This window comes from Aliirhizobium wenxiniae (assembly GCF_019511445.1).
In the GTDB taxonomy this organism is placed as follows: Bacteria; Pseudomonadota; Alphaproteobacteria; order Rhizobiales; family Rhizobiaceae; genus Neorhizobium; species Neorhizobium wenxiniae_A.
Window position 1 is genome coordinate 206,937 of sequence record NZ_JAEUAN010000002.1, and the last position, 15,969, is coordinate 222,905.

Annotated in this window: 13 protein-coding genes; 5 read left to right on the forward strand and 8 right to left on the reverse strand. The window is 60.0% G+C overall.

Annotated features, from left to right (window positions below):
* Nucleotides 1-24 precede the first annotated feature (24 nt).
* From JNB91_RS03215 to JNB91_RS03240, 6 genes are all read right to left on the reverse strand, one after another.
* The gene (locus JNB91_RS03215; protein WP_220324075.1) at nt 25-1,074 is read right to left on the reverse strand and encodes a dipeptidase; all 1,050 of its coding nucleotides are present in this window, start codon (nt 1,072-1,074) and stop codon (nt 25-27) included.
* Between the two features lie 277 nt (nt 1,075-1,351).
* Nucleotides 1,352-2,029: a phosphoribosyltransferase gene (locus JNB91_RS03220; protein WP_220324076.1), complete on the reverse strand. Its 678-nt coding sequence runs from the start codon at nt 2,027-2,029 to the stop codon at nt 1,352-1,354.
* A gap of 19 nt (nt 2,030-2,048) precedes the next feature.
* The gene (locus tag JNB91_RS03225; RefSeq protein WP_430736233.1) at nt 2,049-3,836 is read right to left on the reverse strand and encodes an adenine deaminase; all 1,788 of its coding nucleotides are present in this window, start codon (nt 3,834-3,836) and stop codon (nt 2,049-2,051) included.
* Complete coding sequence (locus JNB91_RS03230) at nt 3,833-4,756, reverse strand: nucleoside hydrolase (protein WP_220324077.1); 924 nt, start codon at nt 4,754-4,756, stop codon at nt 3,833-3,835. The genes JNB91_RS03225 and JNB91_RS03230 overlap by 4 nt, the downstream gene beginning before the upstream one ends.
* 84 nt (nt 4,757-4,840) lie before the next feature.
* Entirely contained in the window at nt 4,841-5,902 is a 1,062-nt protein-coding gene (locus JNB91_RS03235; protein ID WP_223218033.1) for a LacI family DNA-binding transcriptional regulator, read from the reverse strand.
* Nucleotides 5,903-6,011: 109 nt separating this feature from the next.
* On the reverse strand, nt 6,012-6,929 hold the full coding sequence (locus JNB91_RS03240; protein ID WP_220324078.1) for a LysR family transcriptional regulator: 918 nt from the start codon (nt 6,927-6,929) through the stop codon (nt 6,012-6,014).
* Between the two features lie 131 nt (nt 6,930-7,060).
* On the opposite strand from JNB91_RS03240, the gene JNB91_RS03245 reads away from it, so the two are divergent.
* From JNB91_RS03245 to JNB91_RS03255, 3 genes are all read left to right on the forward strand, one after another.
* Nucleotides 7,061-8,236, forward strand: a complete 1,176-nt coding sequence (locus JNB91_RS03245) for an acyl-CoA dehydrogenase (RefSeq protein ID WP_220324079.1) — start codon at nt 7,061-7,063, stop codon at nt 8,234-8,236.
* Between the two features lie 64 nt (nt 8,237-8,300).
* Nucleotides 8,301-8,993, forward strand: a complete 693-nt coding sequence (locus JNB91_RS03250) for a hypothetical protein (RefSeq protein ID WP_220324080.1) — start codon at nt 8,301-8,303, stop codon at nt 8,991-8,993.
* Nucleotides 8,993-9,820 carry a hypothetical protein gene (locus tag JNB91_RS03255; protein ID WP_220324081.1) on the forward strand — a complete coding sequence of 276 codons (828 nt, stop codon included), beginning with the start codon at nt 8,993-8,995 and terminating at the stop codon, nt 9,818-9,820. Before JNB91_RS03250 ends, JNB91_RS03255 begins: the two co-directional genes overlap by 1 nt.
* Nucleotides 9,821-9,914: 94 nt before the next feature.
* Here the strand turns inward: JNB91_RS03255 and JNB91_RS03260 are convergent, their stop codons facing one another.
* Nucleotides 9,915-11,093 carry a GNAT family N-acetyltransferase gene (locus JNB91_RS03260; RefSeq protein ID WP_220324082.1) on the reverse strand — a complete coding sequence of 393 codons (1,179 nt, stop codon included), beginning with the start codon at nt 11,091-11,093 and terminating at the stop codon, nt 9,915-9,917.
* A 333-nt stretch (nt 11,094-11,426) separates the two neighbouring features.
* Entirely contained in the window at nt 11,427-13,352 is a 1,926-nt protein-coding gene (locus JNB91_RS03265; protein WP_220324083.1) for a methyl-accepting chemotaxis protein, read from the reverse strand.
* A 417-nt stretch (nt 13,353-13,769) separates the two neighbouring features.
* Between JNB91_RS03265 and JNB91_RS03270 the strand changes: the two genes are divergently transcribed.
* The gene (locus JNB91_RS03270) at nt 13,770-14,366 is read left to right on the forward strand and encodes a cupin domain-containing protein (RefSeq protein ID WP_220324084.1); all 597 of its coding nucleotides are present in this window, start codon (nt 13,770-13,772) and stop codon (nt 14,364-14,366) included.
* Nucleotides 14,367-14,529: 163 nt separating this feature from the next.
* Complete coding sequence (locus JNB91_RS03275; protein ID WP_220324085.1) at nt 14,530-15,966, forward strand: NAD-dependent succinate-semialdehyde dehydrogenase; 1,437 nt, start codon at nt 14,530-14,532, stop codon at nt 15,964-15,966.
* The last annotated feature ends 3 nt before the right edge of the window (nt 15,967-15,969 follow it).

Here is a 15,969-nt window from a genome sequence, read left to right on the forward strand (position 1 = left end):
TCAACGTCACCGGCCCTTCGGCCGTTATTCGTGCCAAGCTTTACCCAATACCCTCAACCAGTTTTCGCGGGCCAGCTTGGCCAAATCATCGCCAGCGTATCCCCCTGATTTTAGGGCTGCAACCAGATTCTGATTGCCCGCGGCATCACGAATTTCGGTGGGCACGGTGCAGCCGTCGAAGTCCGATCCGATCGCCACATGGTCGATCCCCATGCGTTCCACCATGTAGTCCACATGGCGTATCATCTCGGAAATCGGCGTCGCCGCAATGTCCAGCCCGTCATCGCGCAGCATGGTGACGGCATAGTTCAGGCCGACGAGCCCGCCGCTCTCCTTGATCGCGTCCATCTGCCTGTCGGTCAGGTTACGCGCCACCGGCGTCAGGGCATGCGCATTCGAATGGCTGGCGATCAGCGGCTGGTCGGAGGTTTTCGCCACATCCCAGAACCCCTGCTCGGTGATGTGCGACAGGTCGATCAGGATACCCAGCCGGTTGCAGGCCTTGACCAGTTCGAAACCGAGATCGGTCAGCCCCGGCCCGGTATCGGTCGTCATCGGAAAGGCGAAAGGCACACCATGGCCAAAGATATTGTGGCGGCTCCACACCGGCCCAAGCGAGCGCAGACCCGCCGCATGGAATACCTCCAGATTGGCGAGATCGCCGTCGATCGGCTCACAGCCTTCCATATGCAGCACGGCGGCAAACACGCCGTCCTTCATCGCTCGCCGGATGTCCGAGGTTGAGCGGCAAAGTTTCCAAGCGCCTGCTCGATCGAGCTTCAGCGCGATTGCCGCCTTTTCCAGCCCTATATCCAGCGAAGGTGCGTATTCGAGCGGCGCCGCAAGCGGCGTCACATAACTCCCGTCCGGCTCGGGGTCCTTCAGCACCAGATCGCCGGAGGGGATGTAGATGGCGCAGAGACCACCGGCCAGTCCACCGGCACGCGCCCGCGGCGCATCGATATGGCCTTCCGGCGTCCCGTTTGAGAATTCCACGACGGGATCAGCCCCCGCCTTCATGTTCCGCCAGAGCCGCAACAACACATCGTTATGGCCGTCGAACACCAGTTCCATCAAACTCTTCCTGACAATTTCGCTTGGGGTCTTGAGGTAGGATGTGGCGATCCTAGCCAGCCAATGGCGATGCGCAAGAGTGAAGTAGTATCAGGACATTGCTTCTGCGTGTGGCAAATCCCCCTCTGGCCTGCCGGCCATCTCCCCCACAAGGGGGGAGAATACCCGCGGCAACCGCCACCTTCAAATAGGCCTCGGCGATGCGGCAGGGTTAGCCCTCCCCCTTGTGGGGAGGGTTGGGAGGGGTCTTTCTTTTCAAGGGCATCAACCTCGAGGGTCAGCGAGACCACGCCCCCTCACCAACTTTGCTTAATATCGGCGTGCGAAAACACGAAAACACGCGCCCCTTCCACTGCGGCCCGAAATCGTTGAGCTTCTTCTCCCAGCGATCCGATTGCAGCATGGCAGCGCCGATCGCCACCGGCTCGATCCCGAGCGAGGTCATCAACGTCAGGCCGGAAATGATCGAGGTGCCGGAGGAAATCACGTCATCGATCAACGCCACGCGCTTCCCCTCGATCAGCGGCATCATCCGCGGATCGACATAAAGCCGCTTCTGCTGCTCCGGCGTGGTGATCGAGGAAAGCGGCACGGAAAGCTGCTCGTCATACCAGAATTTCTTCGACGTCCCGAGCGGCACGTAACGGGCAAAACCCAGCATCCTCGCCACCGCGGCCGCCAGCGTCAGGCCCAGTGTCGGCAGACCGACGATCACTTCCGGCCGAAGCGCCGCGATCTTAGGCGCCAGATCGGCGGCCAGCGCATCCTGCACATCAAAGCTCGCCTGATTGATGATCAGCGATGCCAGCGCATGTTGTCCGTCTGAAAGAGGCCGGATCGGCAGTCTGATCTGTTCGCCGCTGTCGAGCCGCGCCGGGAAGAAGCCGGAGAAAGGCCCGGTCTCCTCGAAAGAACCGGGAGCGTGCAGCTCCTGCCAGAATTCATGCGGCTGCATCGCTTTTCCCAACCTTATATTATGCCAGAATTTCCAGTATCGGGCTCTCCATTAGCGTGCCGGTGGTCACATCGGCAATGCCCCGGTCGGTCTGATGCGGTCCTGCGTTGCAGGCCAGCGTCGCACCGAAGCAGGCCTTGAACACCAGATAGGGCGGCTCCCAGTCGACGACCTTGTCCATTGCCGCCCGGATCGCGCGGAACTGTTCGGCAACAACCTCGACCGGCTCTTCCGACACGAGGCCCGCCAACGGCAGCGGCAGCAGGCTTACCACCTTGCCGCCGATCGCAACCGCCATGCCGCCGCCCGATGCGATCACCGCATTCGCAGCAGCCGCCATGTCGCGCGGATCGGAACCGAAAACGGTGAGGTTATGGCTGTCATGCGCCACCGTGGTGGCGAACGCGCCCTTCCACTTGCCCCATCCGGTGAGGAAACCCAACCGGGTGCGGCTGTCGACACGGCCATGGCGATGAGTCACGGCGATCAACACCGATTCCTGCGGGGGTACCACGAACCCGTTTTCGACAACCGCATCCGCCTGCCCCCAGCGTGTGAATCGCGGCCGATCAATGGTCGCGACCCTCACCCGGGTAGCTTCAGAGCGAAGTTTGAAATCATCTTCCTGCAAGGCCTGCAGCTTTACAGAACGGCGCAGCGGATTGGGGTTCATCCGGCACACGTCGCCCGTCATCTTTCCATCGCGCGACACGATGTGACCGCTCGCCACGACTACGCGCGTGCGAAAATCCTTGAGGTCCTCGAAGAGCACGATATCCGCCCTGCGACCTGCCGCAATCAATCCAAGGTCCGCGCGGCCGATCCTGACCGACCCGTTCAGCGTCGCCGCCTGCAGCGCCCATTCCGGCTTCATCCCGTAGCGCACCAGCCGGCGCACCACGTCGTCGAGACCGCCGCCATCGACGAGATCATCGGGGAACACGTCGTCGGTGCAGATCGTCACCGTCTGCGGCAGGTGTCCCAGTTTGTTGAGAGCATCGACGAATTCCGGCAGAAGGTGGTCATGCGAACCGCGCATCTCGATCGTCAGACCGGCCCGCAGTTTCTGCATCAGGTCGTCGGCGGAGGTCAGCTCGTGATCGGACGTGACGCCGGCCGTCATGAAGGCGGCCAGATCACCGCCGGCCAGACCGCGCGCATGGCCGCTGACGAGCTTTTCCGAAACGAGCGCATTCTGCACGATATTGCTGATGCGCGGTTCGCGGTCGATGACGCCGCGCATGTTCATCACTTCCGCGAGGCCGGCGATCTTCGGCCACAGCAACATCTCATCGATCACATCGGCATCGAAATCCGCACCGGCAACCTCATAACCCGGAGCAGACGGAACGCAGGACGGCGCCATGACGACAGCCCTGAGCGGCAGCGAACGCACCGCCTCAACCGACCATGCCACGCCATCGACACCGCAGACATTGCCGAATTCATGCGGATCCCAGACGACCGTCGTCACGCCGCGCGGCACCACTGTCTCCGCATAGGTCGCCGGCGTCACCATCGAGCTTTCGATATGCATATGCGTATCGATCAGGCCCGGAGAAACGAAGGTTCCGGTCGCATCGATCACCTGCGCCGCATCCGAGCGTGCACCACGCTCGTGGACGCTGACGATCAGCGGCCCGACAATGCCGATATCGGCGGGACGAAGCTCACCGGTCACCACATCCACCAGCGTTCCGCCGGCGATCAGGATGTCGAACGGCGCATCGCCGCGTGCGACCTTCACGGCATTGTCACGAAAGCACGGTTCGGTAAATTCGCCAACGGTTGCGATAATGTCCTTCACCAGCTTGCCTCCGCCTTCAATGCGTCGAGAATGGATTGCTTTGCCTTTGCGGCATCGATATCGGCCGCAAACTGCGCGTTGAATTCGGCCCTGCCCGCTCGCGTCTCGACCACGGTGCGACCGCGCGTATGGCTGCCCGTCAGCTCCATGTCGATCCGAGCCTCCTGCCATGTCGCAAGATCCGGCTGCACGAAGGCAACCGCCGCAACGGCGTCATAAAGCGACATTGCCTTGCGCCCGCGGCTGGTGGCGATCGACACGAAACCGGCAAGCAGATCGGCAAGCAGCGTCGCGTTGCGGCCACCGGCAGAGCGCACCGGCTCGACATCCTCCGGCGCGCAAAGCACCTTGCGGCAAAGATCGAGATCGACCATGCGGAACGGGATACCGTGTGCGAGAACAATCGCCACCGCTTCCGGATCGGCAAAGGCGTTGAACTCGGCGGAAGCCGTATGATTGCCAGCCGTCAGCCCGCCGCCCATCCAGGTCAGGTCAGTGATCTTGGCGGCGAGATCCGGTCGCGCCAGCGCCACGGCAGCAATATTGGTGAGCGGCCCGAGCGCCAGAATGCGTCGCTCGCCTTCGCTGCGCTCCAACCAGGAGCAAAGCGCCTCGAACGCATCCTCGACGAATGTATCCGGCCCGGTCGGCAATGCTTCGCCCGCTGTCGGCATACCCGCATCGCTCAGAATGGAAACCGCGGTCTCGAGCTTGCCGAGTACCGGCTTTGCCCGCCCGGCATGAATGGGAAACGGCCAGACGAAGGCACCCGCGGCACCGGCCGCATTGCGGCGCACCTGATCCAGCGGTGCATTGCCGAAAACAAGCGAGATCCCGTCTATGGCAAGCCCGCCATGGGCAACGACCATGATGGCGGCCAGATCATCGAACCCCATATCGGTATCGATCCACACACCCATTTCAAGCACACTCCAAAAATACAACCGGACGACCCATTGGGACGCCCATATACACGAGAGATTGAGACCGGAGGATAAGGGTTTTCACCTACCATCCCTCCGAGCATGCGCGGCACCAGCCACAACCGAATGCATCGTCGGCCCCGTCGATTGCCGGATCACGAGCGTCATCGGCACGCCTGCGCCATTCCGCTCCGCAGATACCGGTTCGCCGGTTGCGGCATCGCGTTCTGCAATCACGTCCCCCAAAGCCTGCACCGCACGCTCCGCAATCACCGCCAGGTCCTGCCGCAAGGTGGTGATTGGCGGCATGACCACCGATGACCAGACAAGATCATCGAAGCCGCTGACACTGGCCTGAAGCGGAACATCGATTCCGTCGCGCTGCAATTCGGTCAGCGCGCGCAATGCAAGCAGGTCGTAAACGGCGGCAAACGCCGTATACCCGTCCGCCACCCGAGCCGCGAGACCGAGCGCGCAGCCAGCCCCCTGCGAAACCTCCATCTCCTCCACCCACAAGGTTTCGCAGCACGCGTCACTGCCGAGACCGGCTTCCAGACCGCCGACCCGATCGTTCTGCACATTCGATTGTCGGCTATTGGCGATCAACAGTACTTTCTGATGCCCAAGAGAGGCGAGATGACGCCCCATCTGCACCCCGCCGTCCCAATGGTCGGATGACACGGTATTTCCGGGCGTCGAGGGGCTGTCGATGATCGCCACGGGAGTGCCGATATCCGCAATGCGTGAGCCGCGACGGGGGACGACGATCATCCCGTCGACACCGCGCTCGACCAGCCGGCCGATCGCCGCCGTCTGCTGGGCGATCTCCCCTCGACTATCGGCGATCAACACGCCGAAACCGGCAGAAGCCGCCGCCTGCTCGATTGCCTGAGCGATCTGCGGAAACAGGGGGTTGGATATGTCCGGCAATACCAGGCCGATAACGGCAGTTCGCCCTGTCCTGAGTGCCCGCGCCGCATGGCTCGGCACATAGCCAAGCTCATCTGCCGCCTGCCGGATTTTCGCCGAAAGCTCGGCGGAAACGCGCCCCTTGCCGGAAAGCGCATTGGAAACGGTTGCCGAAGACACACCAAGGGCGGCGGCAATTTCCGTCATCGTCGCTGGCGTCCGGCCGACACTCATTGTCTCTGCTGCGTTCCAAGCTGATTAATCGTTTAATCAAACATACCCGGATACACTTTATATGTCGAGCGAAATACAACCTTTCATATAGAGTAATACACAGCCCTTGCTACCAGGCCACGATTTCCTGCCGATAGCGCGCAACCTCTTCCATCAGCCATGCCCGAAAGGCGACAACCGGCGGAAAGCTCGCCTTCGCCTGAGGTGCGACCACGTAATAGGCACTGGGACTGACTACCTGATGCGGAAATGCCTCCACCAACTGCCCGCCCGCCAACTCCGTGTCGATCAGGAAGAGCGGCATCAGCCCGACACCCAGACCGGCAATACACGCCTGCGTCACGCTGCCGAACTGTTCGAAGCGCATACCCTCGCTCATGCTGCCGGCAATCCGCAGGCTTTCGAACCAGTGCTTCCAGCCGCCCGGCCGCGACGCCATATGCAGAAGCGGCAGCCGCAGCAGATCCTGCGCAGTCTCGACGGGATGAGAGCTGAGAAATGCAGGCGAGCAGACCGGCGCCACCATCTCGTCCATCAGAAAAGTGCATTCCGCACCCGGCCACTCCGGTTGCCCGACATGGATCGCCATATCGATGCCGTCCCGATCGAAGTCGAACACCCCGATACGGGTCGCGAAGTTGAGAGTGATCTCCGGATGCCGAGCAACAAAGCCGGGAATGCGCGGCATCAGCCAGCGCGTGCCGAATGTCGGCAGGATCGCCAGATTGAGCTGGTCACTATGCCGTTTGGTCATGGCATGCAGCGATGCCGAGCGGATCTGCGACAGCGCCCCGGCAATCGCTTTGGCAAAATCCGCCCCCGCAGATGTCAACACGACGCCACGGCTGGTTCGGTCGAAAAGCAGCACGCCAAGCTGCTCTTCCAGCCCGGAAACCTGCCGACTTATCGCCCCTTGCGTCAACGACAGCTCATCTGCCGCCAGCGAAAAACTGCCGAGCCGCGCAACGGAATCGAAGGCGGCAAGCGCCGAGGTAGAAGGCAGGAGTTTTCGCGATAATTCTTTCATGGCCTATTACTAACCCTCATGGCCGATTGAGTAAACGGACCTTGCGACAAACGACCACAGGACGATAATCTGTTCGGGAAATTGCTTGGCGATTGAGACACCCGTCCCGCCTAAAAACATCGGAGATCCCCTTGGCCTTTATCTGGAACGACCCCTTCCTCATCGAAGATCAGCTGACCGAAGAGGAGCGCATGATCCGCGATGCGGCAGCAGCCTTCGCCAAGTCGGAACTCCTGCCGCGGGTCGAGGAGGCCTATCTCGAGGAAAAGACCGATGCCGGCCTGTTCAAGCTGATGGGTCAGACGGGCCTTCTCGGCGTCACGCTGCCGGAAGAATATGGCGCGGCCAACGCTTCCTACGTCGCCTACGGCCTCGTCGCCCGCGAGATCGAACGGATCGATAGTGGCTACCGCTCGATGATGAGCGTCCAGTCTTCGCTGGTCATCTATCCGATCTTCGCCTACGGCTCCGACGAGCAGAAGAAAAAATACCTGCCCGGCCTCGTCTCCGGCGAACTGATCGGCTGTTTCGGCCTGACCGAGCCGGATGCCGGCTCCGATCCCGGCGGCATGAAGACCCGCGCAGAAAAGATCGAAGGCGGTTATCGCCTGCGCGGCTCGAAGATGTGGATCTCTAACGCACCGATTGCCGACGTCTTCGTCGTCTGGGCAAAATCGGAAGCTCATAACAATGAAATCCGCGGCTTCGTGCTGGAAAAGGGCATGAAGGGCCTTTCCGCCCCCAAGATCGGTGGAAAGCTGTCGCTGCGCGCCTCGATCACCGGCGAGATCGTCATGGACGGCGTCGAAGTCGGCGAAGACGCGCTCCTGCCCAACGTTTCCGGCCTCAAAGGCCCCTTCGGCTGCCTCAACCGCGCCCGCTACGGCATTTCCTGGGGCGTCATGGGAGCTGCCGAAGACTGCTGGTTCCGCGCCCGCCAATACGGTCTTGACCGCAAGCAGTTCGGCAAGCCGCTCGCCGGTATGCAGCTCTACCAGAAGAAGCTCGCCGACATGCAGACCGAGATCACCCTTGGTCTTCAGGCATCGCTCCGCGTCGGCCAGCTGATGGACCAGCACCGGATGGCGCCGGAAATGATCTCCATCGTCAAGCGCAACAATTGCGGCAAGGCGCTGGATATCGCCCGTCAGGCCCGCGACATGCACGGCGGCAACGGCATCCAAGTCGAATACCACGTCATGCGCCATTCGCAGAACCTGGAAACGGTCAACACCTACGAAGGCACCCACGACGTCCACGCCCTCATCCTCGGCCGCGCACAGACGGGCATCCAGGCGTTCTTCTGAGAACGGAAGAGACAACAGAAAAGCGGTTCACCCCCAATCTGGCCCGGCGCGTAATACGCGCCGGGTGACCGACGTCACCACACGTCATGCCCCGCCTGACGGAAAAACAACCATAGAAACAGAGACTTCGTTTCAGCCGCCCAACACTGCCCGAAATTCAGTTTTTCTAAACACCGCCCTCGATATGCCTTTGGCGCATATGCTGAGGGGTATCTTGATGTACGCTATACTGAAGTGGATATTTGTCGGAAGCCTTCCGAAGGCCTTCCGAGGAGAATGGGCCAATTTAAGCCTTCTCGACAAATGGGAAATCGGCGTGAAAATTTGCGGAGCCGCCGGATTGATCACGGTGGCCGCCTCTCCGGAACTCGAAATCCTGACCGAGATCAGGAACCGGCTAGGGCCTGAGGTCCAGAAATTCGACACCGTATATGTCAGCAAGGCGGCACGCGAAGGTGACGCGATCGCGATCAATCTCAGGAAGGTGCGCACGGAAGAACCGCTGCAGTACCAGTTGTGGATGTGCGCGGGCCAGGAAAACCGGCAGATGATCTTCTTCGGCGAGGGATTTCTTGGGAGAGAGGAAGCCGAGAACACGCTTCGTGTGTCGATAGCGGACACGCCGTCGCAACTCCTCCTGAAGATCAGCGGCAGCGATCTTGAATATGTCCGGCACGAGGAATGGGACCTCTATCGTGCCGTCAAGGAAAGCGACACCAAGGTCATTCAGGGCGACGTGAATTGTGGGGAAGCATGATGTTGATTAGCAAGCGAACATTTCTCAAGGGCATTGCAACCGGTGCGATGGCAGGGGCGGCAAGCCCGTCATTGGCACAGAGCCTGTGCTCAGTCTGGGACAAGACCGTTCTCTGGGACCTCCGCAATGCGCTATGGGGAACATCCGGCCAAAACGAGAAAAGCGTCTACCTCTTAGGCGCGCCGTGGTGCCCCTTCTCCCGTCAGGCCGTCAGGGATTACCTGTCGGGTAACATGCCCTTCCAGTTGCGGTTCGTGCCGATCGACACAGTGCAGATGAGACATAAGGCGCAGCAGGCCGATATCGTCTTGAACAACGAACAAGGTCTGATCCGCACGTTTATGGAAAAGGACACGAAGGTCCCGTCGATCAATCCCGAGATGCAGAAACTCATCAGCGATGCCAATTTCATCGCACTCAACGGGTTTCAGCAACGAATGAGCAACATAGCATCGCCAACCTTCATCTATGAGACCTCTCGCGGTGGAGCAAGTGTAGTAGGGCACAAGCCGTGGGCACAATTCACCTCGGACCTGCAGCCCCTCGGCCATGAAGCCACCGATTTTTCCACCCGATTGGAAAACATACTGGCGCAAACACGCAAACTCGGCCGCCCGGCAGAAGCGAAGACCATCTATCGCACGGCGGTACACGCTTTGCCCGACGCAGGCTCCCCGTCCTCCGGTTGCGTGAGCTACACGACGTTCAAGGCCGTTGCCGAACTTCGCCAAAACGATATCGACTGGGTCAAGGTTCAGGCGCTCCTGTCGAACGAAAAAGAGCCGATCTATGGTTATGTCGATCGTCGGGACATAGAGTTCACCTGAAGAGAGTTCGCCTGAGGCAGGCCGCGCAAAACTGCGCGGCACCTTTGCGCGCCACCGCCAACACTCCGGCTCGGCCGCTCTGCGAGCGCAACCTTTAAGCGCTCGGCTCGATCTGGGCGCCGGCCGACCCGCTTCGGCCTTTCAGCACCGGCCGCCACTTCATCAGACGCCGGATCGCCGCGCGCTGCTCCGCATTTGAGATTGCGTGTACCGTTCGATAGAAGCAATAGGACAGGTAGTCAGGCAGCAGAACCGCCGCCCCCTTCACGGTCAGTGGCATCCGATACTGAATTCGGACCGTCTGCGCATTCGACCACCGCTCCTTGTAGTCCATGCGCAGGATCCGCATATCGAAATCCAGACCACGCTCAAAACACCAGCGCACCGCATCCTCGATGATCAGCATGCCCGGAGAATATCGCGAATAATCCGGATCGAAACTGGTTGTCAGCAACTCGACACGGGTCCGATCGATCATCGTCAGGAAGGCAGCAATCGGCTTGCCATCCAGCGTCAGGCGGAAAAGCCCCACACGCCCGAACTCGCCGCGCTTCATCGAGGCCGCCACGAAAAACGCACGCGCCTCCTCCTTGCCCAGCCACGGGCAGGACTTGTCCATGCGCTGCAGCCAGCGCCGCTTTTCCCCGATCACCCAATCGATCGTCTCGACCGAGCTCGCATAATCCTCAGGCAGCTCGAAGCTCAATTCACCGAGCTTCTGGAGCCTCTTGCGCCCCTGTTTCAGGTTCGTGCGAAACTTGGACGAATAGGTCTGCATCAGGTCGTCGAAACTCTCGATGCCGCGCCGCTCGATCATATAGCTGTCCAGCGGGTTCGGAATATTGAAGACCCCGACCTTTTCCAGCACCCGCCGGGCGGCACCGTCATGCTGAACAAACGGAACCTCGATAATATCGGCTAAAGGCTTGAGAAGCGCTACGAGTTCGCTGCAGATATAGACCGGATCCATGTCCGGCGCGATCAACGGATCACCGTATTCCTCGTGCATGCCGCAACCCAGTGGCTCGAGACGGCTTGCAAAGCCAAGCCTGTTCCGCTGGAACGGCCAGACGGCGACAAGCCGCGAACCCGACCAAACGGTCGCGCAGAACAACCGGTCACCTGCGCAGGCATCCCTGGTTTGCCATCCGAGCTTCGCCCATTCGAAAGTTTGCGTGTAGTGATAGGTTGCAACCGATCGCGCGAGACTGTTCCAATCACTTTCAAGCCGAGCAAAATCTTCTACGCAGTCCAACAGAATTGGCCGCAGCATTTATTCCTCCCAAGACATTCAGCTTGAAATGAATACAGATCAGCTGAATTTTATATTTTTGAAATAAACTAATGAACATAAAATACATGTCAATATGAAATGATCTTTACTTTAGAAAAAAATATTTTACGAAATAACGACGAGAGTCAGGCGGATTTCGAAATATAAATATAAATTTCTTCTTTATCGACAAAATACACTCGAGGAGAATGAAGAATAATGGCAGCCGCAGCGCCCTCACTGTGACCGCGGCGGCGTGGATAGGCCGAAACAAATAGAAAAAAGGGCCCGGTCGCATCGCGTCCGGGCCCTTCCTGATTACGTGGCGAAAGCCTAGAATTCCTGCCACTGCCCCTTCGACACATCGATGGCGGCATTGCCCGAAAATGCCGTGGCGATCTTGCGTCCGAGGTCACGTGCGGGAGATGCGACCGGCTTTTCATAAGCCCTTGCCACGGAAACATGCGCCGCACCGCCGAGCCTGAACTGCGTGAGAAGCTGATTGAGCGAGGCGACTTCCTTTGCAAGCCCATGGCTGGCAGCAGTGGATTCCTCCACCATCGCTGCGTTCTTCTGGGTATCCTGATCCATCTGGTTGACGGCCGTATTGATCTGCTGCAGCCCGGACGACTGCTCGTGAGCGGATTCCACGATCGCGCTGACGTGGCGGTTGATCTCCTGCACTTCAGCCACGATGACCTGCAGAGCATTGCCCGTTTCACCCACGAGATGCACGCCGTCCTGCACCTGCTGGTTCGACGTATCGATCAGCAGCTTGATTTCCTTGGCAGCGCTTGCGGACCGCTGGGCGAGTTCACGCACTTCCTGGGCCACAACCGCAAAGCCCTTGCCGGCTTCACCGGCCCGCGCCGCCTCGACACCGGCATTGAGAGCAAGAAGATTAGTCTGGAAGGCAATCTCGTCGATCACCCCGATAATACTGCTGATCTCGTTTGCCGAATTGGCGATCTGCTCCATGGCCGAAACCGCCTTGCGCACGACATCGCCGGATTGTTCTGCACCGGCTTTTGCCCGGCTGACGATTTCGCCGGCTTCCTGCGCACGCCGGGTCGAGTCCTTCACAGTCGTGGTGATCTGTTCCAGCGCGGCGGCGGTTTCCTCAACGGCCGCAGCCTGCTGTTCGGTGCGCTTTGCCAGATCGTCGGCAGCAGCCTTGATTTCATTGGCGCCGGCATCGATGCCGCGGGCATTCTGCGAAACTTGCACAAGCGCCGCCTGCAACTTCTCCGCCGAATTGTTGAAGTCGCCGCGAACCGTGTCGAGGTTCTGTGCAAACGGCTCGACAATCCGATAGGCCACGTCGCCATCGGCCAGTTTGGAGAGGCCGGTCGCAATGCTGTCGACGGCAAACTGCACATCGGCGGCCTCCTTCGCCTTCTGCCTGTCGCGCTCGATCCGCTCCTGCTCGCTCAGCGAACGGCTTTCTTCCGTTTCCCGCTCAAGCCGGATACGGTCGATCGCGCCCTGACGGAAGACCTCCACGGCGCGCGCCATTTCGCCCACTTCATCCCTGCGGTCCATGCCGACGATCTGAGAGGCGGAATCACCGGAGGCAAGCGATAGCATCCGCTCTCGCAGGCGCACGATCGGCGTAGTAATGCCACGGGACGTCACAAAGAGGGCGCCCGCGATGACCGCCAGAAACAGCGCCACGACAGCAACAAGCGTGGAGACGATCGTGCCGTTATTGTCATCGGTCAGCACTTGGCTCTGACTTTCGACTTCCTTCATTCTCTCCAGAAGGAAGCCCACGAGATCATCGCTCAACGGTACGAACAGGGCATCTGCCTTCACGAGCGCAGCCTTGGCCTGCACCCGGTCTCCGGAATCGGCCAAGGCAATTGCCTCATCCGTCTGCGCCATCACGGCGCGCGCCCTCGTCAGGAAGACATCGAACTGCTGGCGATATTGCGGAAGCAGGTTGCTCGCCGCCGTAAGCTGATTCAGCACGAAATCCTTGGTGGCCAGATAGTCCTTCTGGGCAAAGGCATACATCGGATGCTCGTGCTCATAGGAATTGATCTGGTAGGCCGTATAGGCCAGCCCCGCCAGATTGCGATTTGCACGCGCCAGCTCGAGCGTTGCCCGGTTATCCTTGCTGATGAACTCGAAATAGGTCTCGTCAGAGGATTTGAACTGCCCCGAGATGAAGGCTACGGCCCCGAGGCCGGCCGCGCAGATCACGAGAACAATCGTAAGAATTTTCGTTCGAATTCCGGTCTTTTCCAAAATCGTCATTTGTCATCCACAAGAGAGAAACCGTGTCGTTCCCGTGCAGCAGGCCATAAAGGCCACGCCGACAGAGCACGCATTCACCCAATCATTGGGAAGAGAAAGACACGCAATAGGTGTATTCAACAACCACACGGCAACGAGGCAAGACACCTCGATCCGCGGGAAACCGTCGTGAGATACATATGTTTCTCGCGAATAAACAAACCGTTACGAAATTAGTTGGATCGCTGATTATTTTTTGCAGCGCAACATATGCGACTACCGATCACATATCACACGTTGTAATGCGGCTGAAATCGAGCGCTCTTCGCGAAAGCTATCGCGCCGCTAATCGTCATTGGCCAAGATCGAGCCTTGGGTATATCAGTGCGGTGCAGTTCGAAAGAGCGACAGCCACCGATAGGAAAGACCTCGAAAAACATGCACGCCACGGATGACGCGGAAAAAACCGCCAGCCAGAACGATGCGCAAGGCGAGTTCGATGTCGGCGACCGTCTTCGCCTCGTGCGGCAGAGCTACGGCCTGTCGCAACGCGCCCTTGCGGTAAAGGCCGGCGTCACCCATTCGCTCGTGTCGCTGATCGAAAAGAACAAGGTCAGCCCCTCCGTCGCATCGCTGAAGAAGATTCTGGAGGCGATCAATTACCCGCTCACCGATTTCTTCGCCCTGGCGCTTCCGCCCGTCGACCAGATTTTCTATCGTGCCGACGAACTGACACCTTTGTCGAAAGGCCCGCTGACGTTGCTTCAGGTCGGCGATGCGAAATCCCACAGCGTCCAGATTTTCCACGAATTCTATGAACCTGGCGCCGATACCGGCGACACCATGCTGGCCCATGAGGCGGAAGAAGGCGGCGTCATCGTCGCTGGCGAATTGGAAGTAACCGTCGGCAGTCAGACCCGAATCCTGAAACGCGGCGATGCCTATCTCTTCAACAGCCGCCTGCCGCATCGCTACCGCAATGTCGGCACGGAGCGCTGCGAAGTGGTCAGCGCGGTTACCCCGCCCTATCTCTAGGCTTCGTCCCATCCCTTAATCCGATTAGTATGACTTTTTTGACAATAGCGAAGTTGATTGTCAGCGGCGTTTGTCCTAACTCAGGCACCGGAACCTTCCGCCCTCCTTCTGCCCGCGGCACCCGGCCGCGCGACCTGACGTTTCAAAACGAAAGTGGACCCCCATGCAGACCTATCCCGACGTAAAACTCTTCATCAACGGCGAATGGCGCGATGCCATCGGCGGCGAAACGATCGAAGTCACCGATCCGGCCACCGACGAAGTGATCGGCAAGATCGCGCACGCCCGCAAGGCGGACCTCGATCTTGCACTTCAAGCCGCTGACAAGGGTTTCAAGATCTGGCGCGACACGGCTCCTTTCGAGCGCTCGAAGATGATGCGCAAGGCAGCCGACATCCTGCGCGAGCGCGCCGACAAGATCGCCTTCCTGATGACCCGCGAACAGGGCAAGCCGCTGGCACAGTCCAAGATGGAAATCATGGGCGCCGCCGACACGATCGACTGGTTCGCCGAAGAGGCACGCCGCACCTACGGCCAGATCATCCCGGCCCGCTTCTCCGGCGTCGCCCAGATGACCATCAAGCAGCCGGTCGGCCCGGTCGCAGCCTTCACCCCGTGGAATTTTCCGATCAACCAGATCGTTCGCAAGCTTTCCGCCGCCGTCGCCACCGGCTGCTCGATCATCGTCAAGGCACCGGAAGAAACGCCTGCTTCGCCGGCTGAACTGATCCGCGCCTTTGTCGATGCCGGCATCCCGGCCGGTGTCATCGGCCTCGTCTACGGCATTCCGGCTGAAGTCTCGGAATACCTGATCCCGCATCCGGTCATCCGCAAGATCTCCTTCACCGGCTCCACCCCGGTCGGCAAGCATCTCGCAGCCCTCGCTGGCAAGCACATGAAGCGCGCCACGATGGAACTCGGCGGCCACGCCCCGGTCATGGTCTTCAACGATGCCGATCTCGACAAGGCGATTGAAATCAGCGCCATGTCGAAATACCGCAATGCCGGTCAGGTCTGCGTCTCGCCGACCCGCTTCCTGGTTCAGGACGGCGTTGCCGACAAGTTCCTCGAAGGTTTCGTCAAGGCTGCGGAAGCCATCAAGGTCGGCAACGGCCTGGAAGCCGATACGGTCATGGGCCCGCTTGCCAACGACCGCCGCATCCCGGCCATGGAAGCTCTGATCCAGGACGCAGTTTCGAACGGCGGCGAACTGAAGACCGGCGGCAAGCGCATCGGCAACAAGGGCAACTTCTTCGAACCGACCGTTCTTGCCAACGTCCCGACCTCGGCCAAGATCATGAACGACGAGCCCTTTGGCCCGATCGCCATCATCAACCGCTTCTCGACCTATGAGGACGCGATCACCGAGGCGAACCGCCTGCCCTTCGGCCTTGCCTCCTACGCCTTCACCGGCTCGGTCAAGACCGCCCATGCGCTCGGCCGCGAAGTCGAAGCCGGCATGCTGACCATCAACCACAACGGTCTCGCCCTGCCGGAAGTCCCCTTCGGCGGCATGAAGGATTCGGGCTACGGCACCGAAGGCGGCTCGGAAGCCGTCGCCGCCTATCTCGAAACCAAATACGTCACCCAGATGAACTGATCG

What these genes read in the sequence shown, in the direction of transcription:
- JNB91_RS03235 (WP_223218033.1), bottom strand. Translation starts at nt 5,902, where the DNA reads ATGAGTGTCGGCCGGACGCCAGCGACGATGACGGAAATTGCCGCCGCC.
- JNB91_RS03240 (WP_220324078.1), bottom strand. Translation starts at nt 6,929, where the DNA reads ATGAAAGAATTATCGCGAAAACTCCTGCCTTCTACCTCGGCGCTTGCC.
- JNB91_RS03260 (WP_220324082.1), bottom strand. Translation starts at nt 11,093, where the DNA reads ATGCTGCGGCCAATTCTGTTGGACTGCGTAGAAGATTTTGCTCGGCTT.
- JNB91_RS03265 (WP_220324083.1), bottom strand. Translation starts at nt 13,352, where the DNA reads ATGACGATTTTGGAAAAGACCGGAATTCGAACGAAAATTCTTACGATT.
- JNB91_RS03230 (WP_220324077.1), bottom strand. Translation starts at nt 4,756, where the DNA reads ATGGGTGTGTGGATCGATACCGATATGGGGTTCGATGATCTGGCCGCC.
- JNB91_RS03215 (WP_220324075.1), bottom strand. Translation starts at nt 1,074, where the DNA reads ATGGAACTGGTGTTCGACGGCCATAACGATGTGTTGTTGCGGCTCTGG.
- JNB91_RS03270 (WP_220324084.1), top strand. Translation starts at nt 13,770, where the DNA reads ATGCACGCCACGGATGACGCGGAAAAAACCGCCAGCCAGAACGATGCG.
- JNB91_RS03255 (WP_220324081.1), top strand. Translation starts at nt 8,993, where the DNA reads ATGTTGATTAGCAAGCGAACATTTCTCAAGGGCATTGCAACCGGTGCG.
- JNB91_RS03275 (WP_220324085.1), top strand. Translation starts at nt 14,530, where the DNA reads ATGCAGACCTATCCCGACGTAAAACTCTTCATCAACGGCGAATGGCGC.
- JNB91_RS03220 (WP_220324076.1), bottom strand. Translation starts at nt 2,029, where the DNA reads ATGCAGCCGCATGAATTCTGGCAGGAGCTGCACGCTCCCGGTTCTTTC.